The 18655-nt window shown below is 37.7% G+C and carries 20 protein-coding genes; 16 read left to right on the top strand and 4 right to left on the bottom strand.

Annotated elements, in window-relative coordinates:
• Window positions 1-169 precede the first annotated feature (169 nt).
• Window positions 170-460, bottom strand: coding sequence for an HU family DNA-binding protein (locus AC2S94_RS03085; protein WP_011711414.1), 291 nt, complete (start codon window positions 458-460; stop codon window positions 170-172).
• A gap of 141 nt (window positions 461-601) precedes the next feature.
• Here AC2S94_RS03085 and mutY point away from each other — a divergent pair, with 141 nt between their 5' ends.
• The 5 genes from mutY to AC2S94_RS03060 all read left to right on the top strand — a co-directional run bounded on the left by mutY (window position 602) and on the right by AC2S94_RS03060 (window position 5287).
• The gene (mutY, locus tag AC2S94_RS03080) at window positions 602-1654 is read left to right on the top strand and encodes an A/G-specific adenine glycosylase (protein ID WP_484630046.1); all 1053 of its coding nucleotides are present in this window, start codon (window positions 602-604) and stop codon (window positions 1652-1654) included.
• A 109-nt stretch (window positions 1655-1763) separates the two neighbouring features.
• Window positions 1764-2234 carry a single-stranded DNA-binding protein gene (locus tag AC2S94_RS03075; protein ID WP_484630045.1) on the top strand — a complete coding sequence of 157 codons (471 nt, stop codon included), beginning with the start codon at window positions 1764-1766 and terminating at the stop codon, window positions 2232-2234.
• Window positions 2235-2255: 21 nt separating this feature from the next.
• Window positions 2256-3578: a gliding motility-associated protein GldE gene (locus tag AC2S94_RS03070; RefSeq protein ID WP_484630044.1), complete on the top strand. Its 1323-nt coding sequence runs from the start codon at window positions 2256-2258 to the stop codon at window positions 3576-3578.
• Window positions 3575-4141, top strand: coding sequence for a gliding motility lipoprotein GldD (gldD, locus tag AC2S94_RS03065; protein ID WP_484630043.1), 567 nt, complete (start codon window positions 3575-3577; stop codon window positions 4139-4141). The genes AC2S94_RS03070 and gldD overlap by 4 nt, the downstream gene beginning before the upstream one ends.
• A 249-nt stretch (window positions 4142-4390) precedes the next feature.
• Window positions 4391-5287, top strand: a complete 897-nt coding sequence (locus tag AC2S94_RS03060) for a DMT family transporter (protein WP_484630042.1) — start codon at window positions 4391-4393, stop codon at window positions 5285-5287.
• 44 nt (window positions 5288-5331) lie between these two features.
• Here AC2S94_RS03060 and AC2S94_RS03055 read toward each other — a convergent pair whose 3' ends face one another.
• Together AC2S94_RS03055 and AC2S94_RS03050 are read right to left on the bottom strand one after the other, a co-directional pair.
• Window positions 5332-7398: a M16 family metallopeptidase gene (locus AC2S94_RS03055; protein WP_484630041.1), complete on the bottom strand. Its 2067-nt coding sequence runs from the start codon at window positions 7396-7398 to the stop codon at window positions 5332-5334.
• Window positions 7399-7418: 20 nt separating this feature from the next.
• The gene (locus AC2S94_RS03050; RefSeq protein ID WP_484630040.1) at window positions 7419-8741 is read right to left on the bottom strand and encodes a M16 family metallopeptidase; all 1323 of its coding nucleotides are present in this window, start codon (window positions 8739-8741) and stop codon (window positions 7419-7421) included.
• 169 nt (window positions 8742-8910) lie between these two features.
• Between AC2S94_RS03050 and AC2S94_RS03045 the strand changes: the two genes are divergently transcribed.
• The 5 genes from AC2S94_RS03045 to AC2S94_RS03025 all read left to right on the top strand — a co-directional run bounded on the left by AC2S94_RS03045 (window position 8911) and on the right by AC2S94_RS03025 (window position 12290).
• Complete coding sequence (locus tag AC2S94_RS03045; protein ID WP_484630039.1) at window positions 8911-9375, top strand: DUF4199 domain-containing protein; 465 nt, start codon at window positions 8911-8913, stop codon at window positions 9373-9375.
• Between the two features lie 116 nt (window positions 9376-9491).
• Window positions 9492-10013: a 50S ribosomal protein L21 gene (gene rplU / locus AC2S94_RS03040; protein ID WP_484630038.1), complete on the top strand. Its 522-nt coding sequence runs from the start codon at window positions 9492-9494 to the stop codon at window positions 10011-10013.
• A gap of 26 nt (window positions 10014-10039) precedes the next feature.
• Complete coding sequence (gene rpmA / locus AC2S94_RS03035; protein ID WP_108170641.1) at window positions 10040-10300, top strand: 50S ribosomal protein L27; 261 nt, start codon at window positions 10040-10042, stop codon at window positions 10298-10300.
• A gap of 98 nt (window positions 10301-10398) precedes the next feature.
• Complete coding sequence (locus tag AC2S94_RS03030) at window positions 10399-10698, top strand: TIGR03643 family protein (RefSeq protein WP_484630037.1); 300 nt, start codon at window positions 10399-10401, stop codon at window positions 10696-10698.
• A gap of 35 nt (window positions 10699-10733) precedes the next feature.
• Complete coding sequence (locus AC2S94_RS03025) at window positions 10734-12290, top strand: carboxylesterase/lipase family protein (protein ID WP_484630036.1); 1557 nt, start codon at window positions 10734-10736, stop codon at window positions 12288-12290.
• Window positions 12291-12341: 51 nt separating this feature from the next.
• On the opposite strand, the gene AC2S94_RS03020 is transcribed toward AC2S94_RS03025, so the two are convergent.
• Entirely contained in the window at window positions 12342-13568 is a 1227-nt protein-coding gene (locus AC2S94_RS03020) for an LVIVD repeat-containing protein (RefSeq protein ID WP_484630035.1), read from the bottom strand.
• Window positions 13569-13711: 143 nt separating this feature from the next.
• Between AC2S94_RS03020 and miaB the strand changes: the two genes are divergently transcribed.
• From miaB to AC2S94_RS02990, 6 genes are all read left to right on the top strand, one after another.
• Window positions 13712-15157, top strand: coding sequence for a tRNA (N6-isopentenyl adenosine(37)-C2)-methylthiotransferase MiaB (gene miaB, locus AC2S94_RS03015; protein WP_484630034.1), 1446 nt, complete (start codon window positions 13712-13714; stop codon window positions 15155-15157).
• A 30-nt stretch (window positions 15158-15187) separates the two neighbouring features.
• Window positions 15188-16453, top strand: coding sequence for a sigma-54 interaction domain-containing protein (locus tag AC2S94_RS03010; protein ID WP_484630033.1), 1266 nt, complete (start codon window positions 15188-15190; stop codon window positions 16451-16453).
• A gap of 17 nt (window positions 16454-16470) precedes the next feature.
• Window positions 16471-16977, top strand: coding sequence for an LptE family protein (locus tag AC2S94_RS03005; protein ID WP_484630032.1), 507 nt, complete (start codon window positions 16471-16473; stop codon window positions 16975-16977).
• Window positions 16977-17855 (top strand): hypothetical protein, encoded by an 879-nt coding sequence (locus AC2S94_RS03000; RefSeq protein WP_484630031.1) that lies wholly within the window; start codon window positions 16977-16979, stop codon window positions 17853-17855. The genes AC2S94_RS03005 and AC2S94_RS03000 overlap by 1 nt, the downstream gene beginning before the upstream one ends.
• 2 nt (window positions 17856-17857) lie before the next feature.
• Window positions 17858-18202: a preprotein translocase subunit SecG gene (gene secG, locus AC2S94_RS02995; protein WP_484630030.1), complete on the top strand. Its 345-nt coding sequence runs from the start codon at window positions 17858-17860 to the stop codon at window positions 18200-18202.
• 154 nt (window positions 18203-18356) lie between these two features.
• Complete coding sequence (locus tag AC2S94_RS02990) at window positions 18357-18632, top strand: co-chaperone GroES (RefSeq protein ID WP_484630029.1); 276 nt, start codon at window positions 18357-18359, stop codon at window positions 18630-18632.
• Window positions 18633-18655 lie beyond the last annotated feature (23 nt).

Here is an 18655-nt window from a genome sequence, read left to right as displayed (position 1 = left end):
AGTAGTTTTCACACTACTTTTTCTTGTGGCGATTAGCTCTTCTTCTTTTCTTACGCTTGTGCGTAGCCACCTTATGTCTTTTTCTTTTTTTACCACTTGGCATAGTGCAATGTCATTTAAATTAATAATTATTTCATTTGAAACCTCCCGCAAGAGCGGGAGAGATCAATTATTTTACCTCAACATTAGATTTAACTCCTTCTACAAAAATCTTAGCAGGCTTAAATGCCGGAATATTGTGCGCTGGGATTTTGATAGTAGTGTTCTTAGAAATGTTTCTTCCGGTCTTTTCAGCTCTTGTTTTTACAACAAAACTTCCAAAGCCACGAAGGTAAACATTATCTCCACTTTCTAGGGAAGTTTTTACTTCATCCATAAAAGATTCAATAGTAGCTTGAACGTCTCCTTTTTCCATTCCTAACTTTTCTGAAATGTTTGCTACGATATCTGCTTTCGTCATTTTCGTGCTATTTAAATTTATAAATTGGGGTTTCAATTTTTCAAGGGGGCAAATATAAGAATTAAATCTGCAATATTTCAAACCTAATTCACTAATAATAACGGAATAAACTCCTATTATTGCGGAGATTCCTTATTTAATATGGTTTTATCCAAAAGACTGACACATTGGTACTTGCAAAATAAACGTGACCTGCCCTGGAGAAAGACACACGAACCGTACCACATCTGGCTTAGTGAAATAATGCTTCAGCAAACGCGAATAGAGCAAGGCTTACCTTATTATTATAAATTTATTGAAGCTTATCCTAGCGTTTTTGACCTGGCAAAAGCACCCCTGGAGGAAGTATTAAAATTATGGCAGGGACTGGGTTATTACTCCCGGGCGAGAAACCTTCATGAAACTGCAATTTATGTTGCGAACGAGTTAAAAGGTAAGTTCCCGGATAGCTATAATGGACTGGTTAAATTAAAAGGTGTTGGAGATTATACTGCCAGTGCTATTGCCTCTATTTGTTATAATGAACCTGTAGCTGTAGTAGATGGAAATGTATACAGAGTTTTATCAAGAATTTTCGGCTTAGATACTCCTATAAATAGTACGCAGGGAATCAAGGAATTCAAAAAACTTGCCCAGGAATTATTGGATAAGCAAGATCCTGCAACTTTCAACCAGGCGATCATGGAATTTGGGGCACTTCATTGTAAACCTCAGAATCCTAAATGTGAAACCTGCCCTTTTGATGATAAATGTCTCGCCTTGAAAAATGACAGGATCAAAGAATTACCAGTTAAGCTGAAGAAAACAAAAGTTAGAAAAAGGTATTTCAATTATCTTGTTTTTAATCTGGATGATGAGAAAACGATTCTCGAGCAGAGAACTGGAAAGGGCATCTGGAATGGATTATATCAATTTCCATTAGTAGAAACAGATGGACTAATTGAGGAGCAGGAACTTAGAAAACTGGAGGATTTCCCATCATTAATTTCTGATGAAAATATTGAGTTAACCCTTTTTAATGAAGTGCCTGTAATACATAAGCTTTCTCACCAACATTTACATACGCGATTCTGGATCATTAACTCTGAAGTAAAAAGTGTGAATTCTGTACACCTTGAAGAGGTTCAGAATTACCCTGTGCCAGTGCTAATCGAAAATTTTCTGAATGAATACCTTCCGGATGCTTATAAATAGTTGCTTGTTTATATCTTTGACCGTTTTTGCAATTACAGGCAGAAATTTTTAGTATTTTAGAATAAATTTAATTTAAATTACCGGTGATCGGTATCTAAAAATATAAGTAATGACAGGTACATTAAACAAAGTAATGCTGATAGGGCACACAGGAGATGACGTGAAAATGCATTATTTTGAAGGTGGAGGTTCTATAGGAAGATTTCCGCTGGCTACTAATGAAAGCTATACGAATCGCACCACTGGTGAGCGCGTTACGAATACTGAATGGCATAATGTGGTTGTTAGAAATAAAGCTGCAGAGATCTGTGAGAAGTATTTGAAAAAAGGAGATAAGGTTTATGTTGAAGGGCGCATTAAAACGCGTAAATGGCAGGACGATTCTGGAGCTGAAAAGTATTCTACAGAAATTCACTGTACAGAATTCACTTTCCTGACTCCTAAAAATGAGTCTAGTGCTGAGCCTTCCGGCAACTCTCAAATGTCTGGAAATACTCAGTCTAAACCTAAAAATGATAACTTTGCAAATAAGAATGAGTCATATTCCCAGGAAGAAGAGGAAGATGATTTGCCATTCTAAGTTTAATTAAAATCTTTGCCTTTGGATTCGGAACCTCCCAGTTTGCTTTTGTTGTGGACCACAATGGGAATTACCCATCTTATAAGCTTAATATCTTTATTTGTGCTATTGCTATGTTCTGCCTTAATTTCTGGGGCAGAAGTGGCATTCTTTTCTCTTACTCCGGCGAATTTTATCACTGAGGATGGAAAGAGATCAAAGACACAGAATATCGTTATTAATCTTCTTGAAAAGCCTAAAAAGCTTCTCGCCACCATTCTGGTAGCGAATAACTTTATAAACATTGCTATAGTTCTTCTTTTTGATAGTCTCGCTGATGATTTATTTGCCGGGATCAACACAGAAGTTTACGGTGTGGATCTAAGATTCTTTTTTGAAGTTGGACTGGTAACCTTTTTAATTCTCCTGTTTGGAGAGATTTTGCCGAAAGTTTACGCCAGCAGGAACAAGGTTCAGTTTTCAAATTTTATGGCCTATCCAATAAATTTTCTGGATAGTTTTTTCTCACCTTTAAGTACGCCAATGCGGGCAGTTACTTTATATTTTCACGATAAATTCGGAAAGCAAAGATCTTTTATTAGTATCGATCATCTTTCACAAGCCCTAGAATTAACGAGTGAAGAAGATACTACCCGAGAAGAGCAGAAAATTCTCCAGGGGATCGTGAGTTTTGGGAATACAGATACGAAACAGGTAATGAGACCTCGAATGGATATTTTCGCTTTGAATGAAGAAAGTAATTATTCAGACATTATTCCGGAGATCATCGAAAACGGATATTCCAGAATACCTGTATATAAGGAGAATGTGGATAATGTGACAGGTATTCTCTATATCAAGGATCTTTTGCCATATCTGAACAAAAAGAATTTTGAATGGACCAGTCTTTTAAGAGAGCCTTATTTTGTTCCTGAAAATAAAAAACTGGACGACCTTTTAAATGACTTCAAGAATAAGAAAAATCACCTTGCCATCGTTGTAGATGAGTATGGGGGAACCAGCGGATTGATTTCCCTGGAAGATATCATCGAAGAGATCGTAGGAGATATTAGTGATGAATTTGATGATGAAGATCTTATTTATTCGAAGCTTGATGAAAACAACTTCGTTTTTGAGGGTAAGACACCTTTAAAAGATTTCTATAAGATCGCTAAGATCGAAGACCCAACAGTCTTTGAAGATCAGAAAGGAGAGGCAGATACACTGGCAGGATTTTTACTGGAGATATCTGGAGGCTTCCCGAAAAAGAATGATGAGATTATATTTCTCAATTATTCCTTTATAATTGAGGTGATTGACGATAAAAGAATCAAACAAATAAAATTGAGTATTGCACCGGTATGAGAAATTTGATTTTTGCAATCTTAGGAATTTTACTTTTCTGTGTTTCCTGCAAAGACGATCCTCAACCTAAACCCAAAGGTTTCCTTGCCCTGGATTATCCTGAAGCGAAATACCGAAGAATTGATATCGGTTGTCCCTATTCTTTTGAAATGAATACCGAAGCTGAAATATCTCCATCCAGAAACAGGATTCCTTGTTGGATAGATCTCAATTACAAAGCGATGAATGGAGCGATCTTTCTCACATATCAGCCTGTTCAGAATAATCTCGATTCCTTATTGATGGATGCTCAAAAATTGCCTTTGCAGCATACTATAAAGGCTGATGTGATTGAAGGTGATGTTTATACCAATGAGATCCATGATACCTATGGCATATTTTACGAGGTAGATGGAAATGCCGCTTCCCAGGCTCAATTCTATCTTACAGACAGTACAGACCACTTTATTACCGGGTCTGTCTATTTTAATAGTCTTCCCAATTTCGACTCGATTGTTCCGGCTGCCGAGTATCTTAAACAAGACATCAGACATCTGATGGAGAGTTTACGCTGGAAATCGTAAACTAAAAAATATTCCTTGTTTGCTGAAGGTCACAGGTGGCTTGATGTGAGATGATATAATAGGCTGGACGAATTGTCAATTGACAGAGAGATGAAATGTTTAAACAATTCCCGATACTACCTATTGAAAACCAATAATTAAAACTGGTTAACCTTAATATAAATCCATTTCGATTTGATCTTGATGGATTTTTCATTTTTCATCCGCTCATTAAATATATCTTCGCATTCTCATTTAAAAATTCTGGTGTTGAAGAACATAAAATGGATCTATCTGGTCATTCTTTCCTTAGTTTGGGGAAGCTCTTTTATCCTGATCAAAAAAGCACTTATCGGTTTATCTGCTTTACAAGTAGGTTCTTTCAGGATCATTTTTGCAGCTGTATTCCTGATCCTCGTCGGTTTTAAAAGCCTACGCATGCTTAGCAAAAAGCAGTGGAAATGGATCGTATTTTCTGGATTCCTTGGCTCATTTTTTCCGGTATATCTTTTTTCTTTTGCTGAAACTGAAATTGACAGCGCTATCGCATCCATTCTGAATGCTACCACACCATTATTGACTCTCATCTTTGGAGTGCTATTTTTCAGATCAGTATTTACTCAGAATAAAATTGCAGGAGTCGTTATAGGATTGCTGGGAACGGTAGGATTGATTTTTAGTGGTGCCAGCATAAATCCTGATCAGAATTATTTTTATTCCTTTTTAGTTATTCTGGCAACTGCCTGTTACGCGATGAATGTGAATATTCTGAAAACTAGGATGAGCGATATTTCTCCTTTGGGAATTACTGCTGGAAACTTTTCAGTTTTGTTAATACCGGCTCTCATCATTCTATTCTTATCTGGTTTTAAATTTTCAGATCTTGACAGTTCGGTCGAATCTTCACTTATTTATGTAGGAATTCTTGGAGTAGTGGGGACTGGCGTGGCCATGATCATTTTTAATAAGCTGGTACAAATTTCAGATCCTGTCTTTACCACATCGGTAACTTATACAATTCCGGTTGTCGCTCTGGGCTGGGGAATTCTGGATGGAGAGGTTTTTAGTTTCTGGCAGCTTTTTTCTTCTTTTATCATATTGATCGGTGTATTTATAGTAAACAGATCAAAAGATATTCTATCCAAATTCAGAAAACAAGCCACATAAAAAAAGCCCCGAAAACGGGGCTTTATATTTGGAAGGTAGAAGAATTATTCTGTAGCGAAATCTTCTTCAGAAATCCCTTCGTTCACCATAATTTCAGAAACATTGAACTCAAAAGATTGAGGTCCCATGCTTTGAGAAATCGTGTATGGAAATTTAACTCCTTTTACTTCCTGGTAGTTGCTGTATCCGGTAGGAATAGTCATTGACTGACCTGCCTGACTCACTGTTTTTACAGTCTGAACTTTAAGTCCGCTATCAACAGAATAGAAGCTTTTGTTACTATCATCAATTTTTACAACGTAAGCATCTTTACCATCTACTTTTTCAATACCTGTAACTTCAGCATTACCTACTGTTAGTTCCGGGAAAGGATTAGCATCTGCTTTAGCAGCTTTGATCTGCTCCTCATTGAAAGGCATTTTCTGGCCCTGAGCCATTACAAATCCGCTTTCACCGTCAAATACCTGTTTGTTCATCACATTACCGCCCATAGAAATGGTCTGGTTCATTTTACCATTATTAGTTCTTTTCATTTCAAGATCTAATTTCATTCCCTGAACTTCAGCCTGAGCAAGCATTACAACGCTTTCTACAGATTTTACGGCTTCTTCACCTCCAATAGCTTCAATGTATTTATTGAAAACAGTTTCAGCAGATACAGATGGATCTACCTTTTTAGCCTGAGGCTTCTCAGTTTTCTCACCAAATCTATTGTAGTAGTTGATCGGGAAAGTTTTTCCCTTGTAATTCATTTTCTCAAGATTCTCAAGAACATCAGATCCTTTACCAGCGATTACAATTCTTGAATTATCTGCCATGAAGTATTTCTTGGCAACTCTTTGCACATCTTCTTTTGTTACCTCATCGATCTTCTCAAGATATTCTTCGTAGAAATTATCATCAAGATCTTCAGTTTCAATTTCCATTGCAAAATTTGCAATAGTTGAAGGCTGCTCAAGAGAAAGAACGAAGTCACCAGTAATTTTAGCTTTCGCATTTTCCAGCTCCTTATCTGTAACCTGTTCGTTTCTCATTTTGTAGATCTCGTCTAAAAATGCAACCACAGAACTGTCTGTTACTTCATTTCTTACGCTAGCGCTAGCAACGAAAGTAGAAGCATATTTATCATTTCCAGTGCTTGAGTAAGCTCCGTATGTATATCCTTTATCTTCACGAAGGTTAAGGAAAAGTCTTGCTTCACCACCTCCACCAAGGATCTTGTTAGCTACAAGAACAGGGAAATAATCGTCATCTTTTTTCTTAAGATTGATAGTGTTTACTACAGCGATCTCACTCTGTACTGCATTTGGCATATCTATGAAGTTGATCTCAGTCTGATCTACATTAGATACTTCAGGTAATTTCGCTTCTGGAGTTGCGTTACCTTTCCAGCTGGAAAAGTGCTTCTTCACAAGGTCTTTAACATCATCTTCGTCTACATCTCCAACAACCACCAAATAGGCGTTTTTAGGAGAGAACCATTTACTGTAGTAAGACTTTACATCAGCAAGCTCGATGGAATTAACCGTTTCCTGAGTAGAAAACTCACCGTAAGGATGATCTTTTCCATAAGCAAGTGCAGAGCGAACTCTTCTTGCATTGTAAGAAACATCTTTTTCACTGCTTTTTAAACCGTCTATAGTTCTCGCTTTAGACTTATCAAACTCTTCCTGGGTAAATTGTGCATTTACCATCCCGTCTGCCATCAAAGCTAAAACTTCAGGAAAATATTTAGAAAGTGTGTTTGCACTGGCTCCACCAGAATAAAAGTTAAGTCTTGCTCCCAGGTAATCAACTTTTTCGTTGAACTCGTCCTTAGACATATTCTTAGTTCCTGTTCCAAGAAGATCTCCTGTAATTCCGGAAACTCCGGCTTTTGCTCCTTCAGAATGCGGAGGATTATCAAATCTTAAAGACATCGCCACACGTGGCAATTTGTGATTTTCAACGATCATCACCTGTAATCCATTATCTAGATCAAAGGTTTCAGGTTCGTCTACATTCACTTTTGGTGCAGGTCCCGGTTCGGGCATTTTACTGCGGTCTATTTGAGCTGAAACTCCAACAGAAAGCGTTAGAACTGCTGCAAGAGTTAATATATTTTTTCTCATTATCTTCAATTTTAGTTTTATTATTCTGCTTGTTCGCTAGCAGGTAAATAGTCTAATACTACTCTCTGGTTTGGCTTTAAATATTCATTCGCCACTCTCTTGATATCTTCGCGAGTGATAGAACGGTAAATTTCGATCTCATCATTAATAAGGTCTGTATCACCATATAATAAATAATTTCTAGCCAGTGAGTTTGCAATTCCGGCAACACTAGAGTTTGAGTTTACGAAGCTATTTTCAGCTTTATTCTGAAGTTTCTGGAAATCACTTTCTGAGATCATTTCTTCTCTAAGCTTTGCGATTTCTTCTTCAATCTCTGCGTTTAGCGTGTCAAGAGGTGTATCTCCAAGAGGAATTCCGAAGATTAGGTACATCCCGTAATCTTCCTGCTCAAGATTGAAAGCACCAATTTGAAGAGCCTGCTTTTGTTCGTCCACAAGTTTCTTATAAAGCTTTGAACTGTTACCGTTACTCAAATAATCAGAGATCATATTTAGAACGTAAGAATCTTTTTTAGTAAAAGATGGAGTTCTGTAACCAATTACTGAAGCCGGGATCTGAATGTTAGAATCGTAAGCCTTCGCATTGATCTGTTCTGTAATTGGATCTTCTTTCGGGTAATCTCTGGTAATTTCTTCACCTCTTTCAATAGGCCCGAAATAATCCTTGATCATTTTCTTTGTCTTGTCTATGTCAATATCACCTGCTACAACTAATACTGCGTTGTTTGGCACATAATATTTGTCGAAATATGCTTTGAATTCATCAAGCGTAGCAGCGTCAAGATCTTCCATGTACCCAACATTTGGATCCTTGTATGGATGCTTTTCGAACATGTTCTCCTGCATAGACTGTAAAAGGTTACCGTAAGGAGAATTGTCATATCGAAGTCTTCTTTCTTCTTTTACAACTTCGTTCTGAGTGTCTACACCTTTCTGACCGATGATTGGGTGAAGCATTCTTTCAGACTCCATCCATAAACCAAGCTCCAGGTTATTAGAAGGGAAAACTTCATAATAATAAGTTCTATCCTGGCTGGTGTTCGCATTATTGCTTCCTCCATGAGAACTTACGATTTCAAACCACTTTCCGTTAGGGATGTTTTCTGTACCCTCAAAAAGAAGGTGCTCAAAGAAATGTGCCATTCCGGTTCTACCATCTTCACGATCTTTTCCTCCTACGTGATACATTACTGAAGTTGTAACAACCGGAGCCGAATTATCCTGGTGAAGGATCACGTGCAACCCGTTGTCTAAATCATACTCAGTGAATTCTACTTCCTGAGCGAAACCTACAATTCCGACAAGGAAAAAGCAGGCAACAAGTCTTAGTTTGTTAATCATTTTAAAATAGGTTTTTTTCAATTGTATTAATAAGTAACGATTAAGGGTAAAAAGTTACATATTTAATTACTAAATTTTATAAGTGTGCGATATGTGTTAAAATTAACATGCTATTAAGGCAAAAACCGCCACAATTTTTGGAAATTTACCTCTAAAACCTTTAAAAGCTATGAATAAATTCAGTATTCCTATAAAATACGGAGTAGCTATTGCTGCTGGACTAATTGCCTATTTTTTAATTTTATCCCTATTTGGAGCCCACATAAATCCTATCTACAGTTTGTTCAACGGAGTTATCATGGGTTATGGAATGTTTGAAGCAGTAAAACATTACAGGTTGCATAAAGGTAATAAATTCAAATATCAGAAAGGATTTATGGCTAGCCTCCTAACCGGATTCAATGCCACCATTATATTTACGATCTTCTTCGGATTTTATTCAACAGAGTTTAATCCAGGATTTCTTGATGATTTGATCACTGTTTGGATCACCGACTATAATACAAGCATTGGAATAGTCCTGTTTGTAGTTGCCGTGATGGGATTTGCTACCAGCCTGGTGCTTACTTTAGCATATATGCAATTATTCAAAGATTCCTGGAATACTAAGGAGGCCAAAAAACATACATTATAGTAACTTCTGAAAAGACAAAAAACCTTTGTCAATTAATTAATTAGAATTATATTTGCACCCGCTTGCGTGAAAACGGAAGTGACAATTTTAAGTATTTAAATAATTAATTATACGCTATGTACGCAATTGTAGAGATAGCAGGGCAGCAATTTAAAGTTGCAAAAGACCAGAAGGTTTATGTTAATCGTTTAGCAGGTAAAGAAGGAGATAGTATCTCTTTTGATAAAGTTTTACTTACTGCAGATGGTGATGACGTAACCGTTGGCGCCCCGGCTATAGATGGAGCTCTAGTAGGAGCAAAGATCAACCGTCACTTAAAAGGTGATAAGGTTATCGTATTCAAAAAGAAAAGACGTAAAGGTTACCGTGTGAAGAATGGTCACCGTCAGGCTCTTACTGAAATTCTTATTGAAGGAATTGACCTTAAAGGAGGGAAGAAAGCTACTTCAACTAAAAAGGCTGAGCCTAAGAAAGAAGAAGCAAAAAAAGAATCTAAGAAGACTGAAACCAAATCTGATAAGAAATCAGAAGACCTTAGCCAGTACACAGTGGTAGAGCTGAAAGAAATGGCAAAAGATAAAGGTATCGAAGGTTATTCTTCTATGAAGAAAGCAGAATTAATTGCTGCATTAAGCTAAGTTTAAACTACTAAAAACGAAATAAAATGGCACATAAAAAAGGAGTTGGTAGTTCCAAGAACGGTAGAGAATCAGAATCGAAACGCTTAGGTGTGAAGATCTTCGGAGGACAGGCTGCTGTTGCTGGAAATATTATCGTAAGACAAAGAGGTACTGCGCATCGTCCAGGTGACAATGTGTATGCAGGAAAAGACCATACTTTACATGCCAAGATTGATGGTATCGTGAAATTCACTAAGAAAAAAGATGATAAATCTTATGTTTCAATTGAGCCTTTCGAAGCTTAATTAAAACTTGATCTTATATAAAAACCCTTTCCAACTGGAGAGGGTTTTTTTATGATTAGAATAAAAATGTTTAAATTTATGATCAAAAAGTTAGACAAATGAGTATTACAAAGGAAAATAATTTTAATGAAAGAGAAATAGACCGTATCATTTCAATGGCCTGGGAAGATAGAACCACGTTTGAAGCTATTGAGTATCAATTTGGTTTAACCGAAAAGGAGGTAATCAAATTCATGCAGGAGCAAATGCATCCCCGAAACTGGAGAAAATGGCGGGCAAGAGTGCAGGGTAGAAAAACTAAGCACGAAAAATTAAGAGATAATGACGAAGTACAGAGATTCAAAAGTGATCGCCAGCGACAAATCACAGGTAACAGAATTTCGAAAAAGAAATATTAAATTGTTGTATTTTTAAAAAAACAATCTTTCTCAAAATGAAAAATCACCTTCTAATTCTTTGTTGCTTATTGCTTCCCACCATCGTTATTTCCCAGAACGTAATCGTTGAAACTGAAAATGGGAAAATTGAAGGTGAGTTTAAAGATGACTTAAACTATTTCCTGGGAGTTCCCTATGCGCAACCACCCGTTGGATCTCTAAGGTGGCATGCACCGAAAGAAATGGAAGAATGGAAAGGAGTTAAAGAAACCAAGAAATTCGCTCCCTCTGCGGTGCAAACCAATGTTTTTGGAGATATGATCTATCGCGGAGAGGGAAAAAGTGAAGATTGCCTGTATTTGAATATCTGGACACCAGATCTAGACGATGATAAGGAACTTCCTGTTCTGGTATATTTTTACGGTGGTGGCTTTGTAGCCGGTGATGGCTCAGAACCGAGATATGATGGGGCGGCTCTGGCTAAACAGGGGATAGTGAGTGTAACTGTAAATTATCGCTTAAACATCTTCGGATTTTTTGCGCATCCGGAACTAAGCGCAGCATCAGATTATAACGCTTCAGGGAATTACGGCTTGCTAGACCAGTCTGCCGCATTAAAATGGGTTTACGAGAATATTGAAAATTTTGGAGGAGATCCTGAAAAAATTACGATTGCAGGTGAATCTGCTGGATCTATCTCTGTAAGTGCTCAAATGGCTTCGCCTCTTTCTAAGGATTTTCTAGCGGGAGCGATCGGAGAAAGCGGTGCTTCCATTAATCCAACTCTTGCGCCAGTTTCGTTAACTGAGGCTGAACAGATTGGAGTCGATTTCCTGAAAAAAGTGGGCTATTCTTTTTCTGAATTCAGAGAATTACCAACAGAAACAGTATATAAGATTTATCAGGAATCCGGGCGATTTGGTTTTCCAACGGTAATAGATAATTATTTTCTTCCGAAAACCTTACCTGAAATTTTTAGAGTTCAAGAACAGGCACAAATTCCTCTTCTTGTGGGATGGAATTCGGCTGAAGTTGGTGGAGAAGCTGTGATGCAGGATAAAACCATGAATCTCGAAAATTATAAATCGAAATTAGCCGAATTATATCCTGAAAGCTCAGAAGAAGTGTTTCAATTATATAATCCAAAAACCGATGAGGATGTGAAATTAATGGCTGCAGAACTGGCATCAGATAGGTTTATTTCTTACAGTACCTGGAAATGGGCAGATTTGCATGTGAATAATTCTGAACAGCCGGTGTATCGTTATTTATTCAGCAGAATACGGCCTTCAGATCCAAACTCTTCTTACCAACCAGTTGGTGCTCCTCACGCATCAGAAATCGAGTATTTCCTCGGGAATCTCTCAAAAGACCAATTTCCATATTTAACAGAAACAGATTTTAAAATTTCAGAAACGATTCAACAATATCTGGTTAATTTTATTAAATCTGGAGATCCAAATGGAGCCGGTCTTGTAGAGTGGCCTGCGATAAAACCATCAGATGATAATCCGCCGGTTTTGATCATGGATGAAAATTTCAGAGTGGAGAATTCAGAAGTCGAAAAACGCTACGAATTTCTAGATACTTCTTACGGTAATGCCCAAAATTAAAAATCCCTGCTTTTACACAGGGATTTCTAAAAAACCAAACAAAAAAGGGAATTAATTCAAAGCAAAACTGCTGATCAAATTAACCTCGTTACCCTTATAGGAGTACTGGTAAAGTATATTGTCCCCAACCATAAGTAACCTCTCATCAAGGGGGATGACATCATAGGTGTTAATGTTGCTGAATTGATTGATATACTCAAGGTTAGGGGTGTCTTCTATGTCGTAAATCTTAAGTCCGGCGTTACCATCGCATACAAATAGCCAGTTATCATTTATTCCCAGGCCGTACGGATTTTCCATCTGGTAGGTACTCACTACCTGAGGATTTGATTTGTCAGCAATATCAACAATATCAAGTTGGTTGCTGTCCTGTCCGCAGGCATTGCCGCCTCTAATCGTGACGTAGGCATAATTGTCTTTAACCACGACCGGGTCACATCCCTGAACATGTTGAAGAAATGAAACCTTATTCGGTTTAGCTGGATCTTCAAGGTCATAGATATACATTCCGGTGCTGCTTCCCAGGTAAAGATGATTGTCGTAATTGAAGATGGTTTCAACCTGCCATCCTACATATTCATTATAAAGTCTCGTTGGGTTTTCCGGAGACGAAATATCGAATGTTGAAAGTGATGAATCATCGGCTACATACAGCATATTTTGATCAATGCTAAATCTTGCCATGCTTCCGCCAGTTCCGGTGCCACCTGCGTAAGAACTTTGAGTCTCGGCGGCCGTCCAGGTATCTGTTGTATAAGCATATTCGATCTTGCGAGTTTCCATCAGGTAACCTACAATTACCTCTTTTGAAGGATCAAAGTTTTCGAAATCTACATAATTTGCGCCCGCCGGTGCAGATGAATAATAATTAGGGAAAACATTCTGAACCCTTCCAACTTCGTATATTTTTTCGATATTACTGATATCGAAAACAACCAGGTCCATACCGTTATCGGCAAAAAGTTTCTCGTCTTTAATGGCGATGTCCATATTACGAGGAATTTTCAGGAACTTGATGTTTTGTGGATTGAAAGGATCGGTGTTATCTATAATATGAACACCTTCGTTTTTATCATTGATGAATATATAATCTTTCCAGGCGTAGATCTTACCTGATTCTATAATGTTCCTCGGCTCCTGGACTTTTACTGATGCTCTGAAATCTGCGAGGCTTTGCGTAACCGGCACGGCCACATTTGCGAGATCAGATTCTTTATCATCTTCGCAGGATGTAAAACAAATGAAAATCAGTAAGAGCGGAAGTAATAGATTTTTCATCGTAAACCAGGTTAGTTGTATAGTAGATGCAGAATTTTAAAAATGGTTGCGCAGAGATTTATAAATTTTTTTCTGTCACTTTGTCAGAACAGTGTTTAGTCCTATCTTTGCCAATCTAAAAACCGACAGGTTATTAAAGAACTATGGAGAAGATTATAGACGAAAAAAAGCAGGGAAACTCTTTGGTAATGGAGCCTAAGGCTGATAATAGTCGAAAATTATTTATAGAAAGTTACGGCTGCGCGATGAACTTTAGTGATAGCGAAATCGTGGCTTCAATTCTTTCAAAAGAGGGATATAATACCACTCAGAAACTTGAAGAAGCAGATCTTGTATTGGTAAATACCTGTTCAATTAGGGAAAAAGCAGAGCAAACTGTTCGCAAACGTCTTGAGAAATACAACGCTGTAAAAAGAACCAATCCGGGAATGAAGGTAGGAGTTCTTGGCTGTATGGCAGAGCGTTTAAAAAGTAAATTTCTGGAAGAAGAAAAGATCGTTGATCTTGTGGTTGGCCCCGATGCTTATAAGGATCTTCCAAATCTTATCAATGAAGTAGAAGAAGGTAGAGATGCCATCAACGTGATTTTGAGTAAAGAGGAAACTTATGGTGATATCTCTCCGGTAAGACTTCAGACTAATGGAGTTTCAGCTTTTGTATCTATTACAAGAGGCTGTGATAATATGTGTACTTTTTGTGTGGTGCCTTTTACCCGCGGAAGAGAAAGAAGTCGAGATCCTCAAAGTATCGTGGAAGAAGTGAATGATCTTGCGGCGAAAGGATATAAGGAGATCACCCTGCTTGGCCAGAATGTAGACAGTTATTTATGGTATGGCGGTGGATTGAAAAAGGATTTTAAAAATGCTACTGAAATTCAGAAAGCAACGGCGACAAATTTTGCCGGACTTTTAAAACTTGTTGCTGAAGCCCAGCCGAAAATGAGAATCAGGTTTTCGACTTCCAATCCTCAGGATATGACGATGGATGTGATTGAAGTAATGTCGAAATATCGAAATATCTGTAATTATATTCATTTGCCAGTTCAGAGTGGAAGTGATCGAATTTTGAAGAAAATGAATCGACTGCATACTCGAGAAGAATACTTCAGACTTATAGATAACATAAAAGAGTTGATCCCGAATTGTGGAATTTCTCATGACCTTATCGCTGGCTTCCCAACTGAAACTGAAGAAGATCACCAGGATACACTTTCTCTAATGGAGTACGTGAAATATGATTTTGGTTATATGTTCACTTATTCTGAAAGACCTGGAACAATGGCTGAAAGAAAATTGGAGGATGATGTTCCGGAAGAAGTGAAAAAGAGGAGACTTCAGGAGATCGTGGATCTTCAGCAAAAACATAGTAGGAGAAATACCAAGCAGGCAGTGGGAACGGTAGTAGAAGTGCTTGTTGAAAAAGAATCAAAAAAGTCTTCTGCTCACTGGAGCGGGAGAAACGAACGTAATACGGTTACTGTTTTTCCAAAAGAGAACTATAAGATTGGTGATTTTGTGAATGTAAAGGTTTACGATTGCACAAGCGCCACGCTAATTGGGGAGGCAATAGGTTTAAGTGATAATAATTAAATAATTCCTGAATATCAGGATCTAGAATATATGGAATCAGTTCAGGCAATTAAACAAAGATTCGGGATCATAGGTGACGATCCAAAACTTAACCGGGCAGTAGAAAAGGCTATTCAGGTAGCGCCTACTGATATTTCGGTTCTGGTAACCGGTGAAAGTGGTGTTGGTAAGGAAAGTATTCCGAAGATCATCCATGCCCTTTCGCATAGGAAACATGGGAAATATATCGCAGTGAACTGTGGAGCAATTCCTGAAGGAACCATTGATAGTGAACTTTTTGGACATGAAAAAGGAGCGTTTACCGGCGCAACACAAACCAGGAATGGTTATTTTGAAGTTGCCGATGGTGGTACGATCTTTCTTGATGAGGTAGGAGAACTGCCACTTCCAACACAGGTGAGATTGCTTCGGGTTCTGGAAAATGGGGAGTTTATCAAGGTGGGTTCTTCAAAAGTTCAGAAAACGAATGTGAGAATTGTTGCGGCTACGAATATCAACATGTTCGAATCCATTCAGAAAGACAAATTCAGGGAAGACCTTTATTATCGTTTGAGTACGGTAGAAATAAATCTTCCTCCTCTTCGGGAAAGGAAGGATGATATTCATTTATTATTCAGAAAATTTGCTTCAGACTTCGGGTTAAAATATAAAATGCCAACGATCAAGCTGGACGATGATGCCGTGGCTTTACTTCAGAAATATCGCTGGGGTGGAAATATTCGACAGCTTAGAAATATTGCAGAACAAATTTCAGTGCTGGAGCAGAACAGGAGTATCAGTGCTGAAGATCTAAGACATTATCTTCCGGATGTTGGAAGTAATCTTCCCGCGATCATTTCAGACAAAAAGAAAGAAGGCGATTTTAGTAATGAAAGGGAAATTCTTTACAAGGTTCTTTTCGATATGAAAAATGATCTGAACGATCTTAAAAAACTTACTCTGAAATTAATGCAGGAGGGAGATAGTAAGCAGGTTCAGGATGAAAACGAAGGACTAATTCAGAAGATCTACGGAAATAGCGGCGACGATATTGATGAAGCAGATATAGATGAGGATGAATTGAACGTACTTCAAATTCCGCAGCAAAATTCTTCCCCGACGAGACAAGATGAAAAAGATAAGTACTACTTTGCCGAAGAGATCGAGGAGGAAGAAACACTTTCTTTACAGGACAAGGAATTGGAACTTATTAAAAAATCTTTGGAAAGACACAGCGGAAAACGCAAAGCTGCCGCTGAAGAACTTGGAATAAGCGAAAGAACACTTTACCGTAAGATCAAACAATATAATCTATAATCACAGGTTTTTATTCTATGAAGAAATTATTCATTTTCGCAAGTCTAATCGCATTCACTTTTCTTTTTCAGTCTTGCGGAGTTTATTCATTCACCGGTGCAGATACCGGGGAAGCTGAAAGTTTCCAGGTGAACTTTTTTCAGAATAATGCCGATCTTGTAGAACCGGGAATCGATAGAATCTTTACAAATTCTCTTCAGGATCTTATTCAGAATCAAACGAGTTTAAGCTTGCAACCGTCAAATGGAGATTTGATCTTTGAAGGTGAAATTACCGAATATTATATTTCACCGATGTCGGCAACTGCTGAAAATACCGCGGCCCAGAACAGGTTGACCATTTCAGTGAACGTAAGATATTATAATACTCTTGAGCCTGAAAAGGATTTTGAAAACAGGTTTTCATTTTATTATGATTATCCTGCCCAGACGCAGCTTGTAGGTGCTGCCCTTGAAACTGCACTGGATGAAATCTATACACGGCTTACTCAGGATATTTTTAACGCGGCGCTGACCGACTGGTAATGGATGTAAAGGAACTTACATATCTATTAGATAATCCTGAGGAAATTACTTCAGAGCAAACCCGTGAAATTGAAAAAATTCTAACGAAAGCACCTTATTTCCAGGCGGCTCGTGCCATCAGGTTAAAAGGATTGAAAGAGCATCAGGAATTTAGTTATAATGATGCCCTGAAAAAAACCGCCGCCTATACTACAGATAGGAGTATTTTATTTGATTTTATCACTTCCCCGGAATTTAATCAGAACCAGATCGCTAAGCAGATCAGGGAACAGGAAGAAAGATTGAAGCAGATCACCGTTTATGAAGCCGAAGAAGTTCACGGTAAGCGTAGTCTTGATATCAACGAGGCTATAAAAATGAAGCAATCTGAATCTGAAAGGGTGATGGATCCGGCTCTGTTTGAAAGAGCGGTGAAAACTGAAATACCAGAAGAAAATAATAGAGAAGGAGATAAGAATACAGAGGAAGAGCTTGGGATTGGAAAGCCTTTGGAATTTGATGGAAAGGAATCCCACTCTTTTTCAGAATGGTTGAAATTGACCAGGGCAGAACCGGTTGAAAGAGAAGAGAAAAAATCTGAACCGGAAACAGATGAATCGCGATTGCGAAAATTTGAACTGATAGAGGAGTTCATTTCTAAAAATCCGAAGATAAAACCTGGGAAAACTGCTAATAAAGCCAACCTGGCCGAAGAGAGTCTTACTGCTCCTGAGTCATTGATGACAGAGACTTTAGCAAAGGTTTACCTGGAACAAAAAAACTATAAAAAAGCTACTCAGGCATATAAAATATTAATTTTGAAAAATCCCGAAAAAAGTGGTTTCTTTGCAGACCAAATTCGGGCAATAGAGAAATTACAAGACACTAATAACGAATAAGAATGAGTACATTCACTATTTTTTTAGCTTTAATAATTATCGTAGCATTTTTGCTGGTAGTTGTGATCATGGTACAGAACCCTAAAGGAGGAGGTCTTTCTTCATCTTTTGGTGGCGGAGGTCAGCAAATGGGAGGCGTAAAGAAAACTACAGATTTTCTAGACAAAAGTACCTGGACACTTGCAACATTACTATTGGTGCTTATATTACTTTCTAATGTAACTATTATGGATGCTCCTGCTGAGGCAGGAACCAGAGTTTTTGAAAGTGATGAGCCTGTAAATACTGAAGTTCCTGCAACTCAGACTCCGGCGCAACAACCGGCTCAAACTGACAGTTCTCAGTAATTTTTACAAAATATTATATTTAGAAAATGCCAGCTTATGACAAGCTGGCATTTTTTATTTGGTATTGGCAGAAATATGCTACTGGCATAATTTTAGAAATATCCCTAACCGACGATTAAAAATTTAATTAACCTATAATAAAATTTCGAAAAAAATGGGACTAAACGTTAAACCGCTTTCAGATAGGGTTGTAATTGAACCTGTTGCTGCAGAGAATAAAACTGCATCTGGTATTATCATTCCTGAAACTGCTAAAGAAAAACCTCAAAGAGGAAAGGTAGTAGCTGTAGGAAAAGGAACCAAAGATCACGAAATGACCGTTAAGGTTGGTGATATGGTACTTTATGGTAAATATGCCGGTACAGAATTAAAGCTTGAAGGTACAGATTACCTTATCATGCGGGAAGATGATATACTTGCGATAGTATAAGTTTCAAACCATTAGATTTTGCC

Source organism: Christiangramia pacifica (genome assembly GCF_057221535.1).
The sequence above is the reverse complement of the archived record's forward strand: the minus strand, read 5'-3'. Positions and strand labels throughout refer to the sequence as shown.

What these genes read in the sequence shown, in the direction of transcription:
- secG (WP_484630030.1), top strand. Translation starts at nt 17,858, where the DNA reads ATGAGTACATTCACTATTTTTTTAGCTTTAATAATTATCGTAGCATTT.
- AC2S94_RS02990 (WP_484630029.1), top strand. Translation starts at nt 18,357, where the DNA reads ATGGGACTAAACGTTAAACCGCTTTCAGATAGGGTTGTAATTGAACCT.
- AC2S94_RS03050 (WP_484630040.1), bottom strand. Translation starts at nt 8,741, where the DNA reads ATGATTAACAAACTAAGACTTGTTGCCTGCTTTTTCCTTGTCGGAATT.
- AC2S94_RS03000 (WP_484630031.1), top strand. Translation starts at nt 16,977, where the DNA reads ATGGATGTAAAGGAACTTACATATCTATTAGATAATCCTGAGGAAATT.
- miaB (WP_484630034.1), top strand. Translation starts at nt 13,712, where the DNA reads ATGGAGAAGATTATAGACGAAAAAAAGCAGGGAAACTCTTTGGTAATG.
- AC2S94_RS03025 (WP_484630036.1), top strand. Translation starts at nt 10,734, where the DNA reads ATGAAAAATCACCTTCTAATTCTTTGTTGCTTATTGCTTCCCACCATC.
- AC2S94_RS03030 (WP_484630037.1), top strand. Translation starts at nt 10,399, where the DNA reads ATGAGTATTACAAAGGAAAATAATTTTAATGAAAGAGAAATAGACCGT.
- AC2S94_RS03085 (WP_011711414.1), bottom strand. Translation starts at nt 460, where the DNA reads ATGACGAAAGCAGATATCGTAGCAAACATTTCAGAAAAGTTAGGAATG.
- AC2S94_RS03055 (WP_484630041.1), bottom strand. Translation starts at nt 7,398, where the DNA reads ATGAGAAAAAATATATTAACTCTTGCAGCAGTTCTAACGCTTTCTGTT.
- mutY (WP_484630046.1), top strand. Translation starts at nt 602, where the DNA reads ATGGTTTTATCCAAAAGACTGACACATTGGTACTTGCAAAATAAACGT.
- gldD (WP_484630043.1), top strand. Translation starts at nt 3,575, where the DNA reads ATGAGAAATTTGATTTTTGCAATCTTAGGAATTTTACTTTTCTGTGTT.
- AC2S94_RS03075 (WP_484630045.1), top strand. Translation starts at nt 1,764, where the DNA reads ATGACAGGTACATTAAACAAAGTAATGCTGATAGGGCACACAGGAGAT.
- rplU (WP_484630038.1), top strand. Translation starts at nt 9,492, where the DNA reads ATGTACGCAATTGTAGAGATAGCAGGGCAGCAATTTAAAGTTGCAAAA.
- rpmA (WP_108170641.1), top strand. Translation starts at nt 10,040, where the DNA reads ATGGCACATAAAAAAGGAGTTGGTAGTTCCAAGAACGGTAGAGAATCA.
- AC2S94_RS03010 (WP_484630033.1), top strand. Translation starts at nt 15,188, where the DNA reads ATGGAATCAGTTCAGGCAATTAAACAAAGATTCGGGATCATAGGTGAC.
- AC2S94_RS03020 (WP_484630035.1), bottom strand. Translation starts at nt 13,568, where the DNA reads ATGAAAAATCTATTACTTCCGCTCTTACTGATTTTCATTTGTTTTACA.
- AC2S94_RS03005 (WP_484630032.1), top strand. Translation starts at nt 16,471, where the DNA reads ATGAAGAAATTATTCATTTTCGCAAGTCTAATCGCATTCACTTTTCTT.
- AC2S94_RS03045 (WP_484630039.1), top strand. Translation starts at nt 8,911, where the DNA reads ATGAATAAATTCAGTATTCCTATAAAATACGGAGTAGCTATTGCTGCT.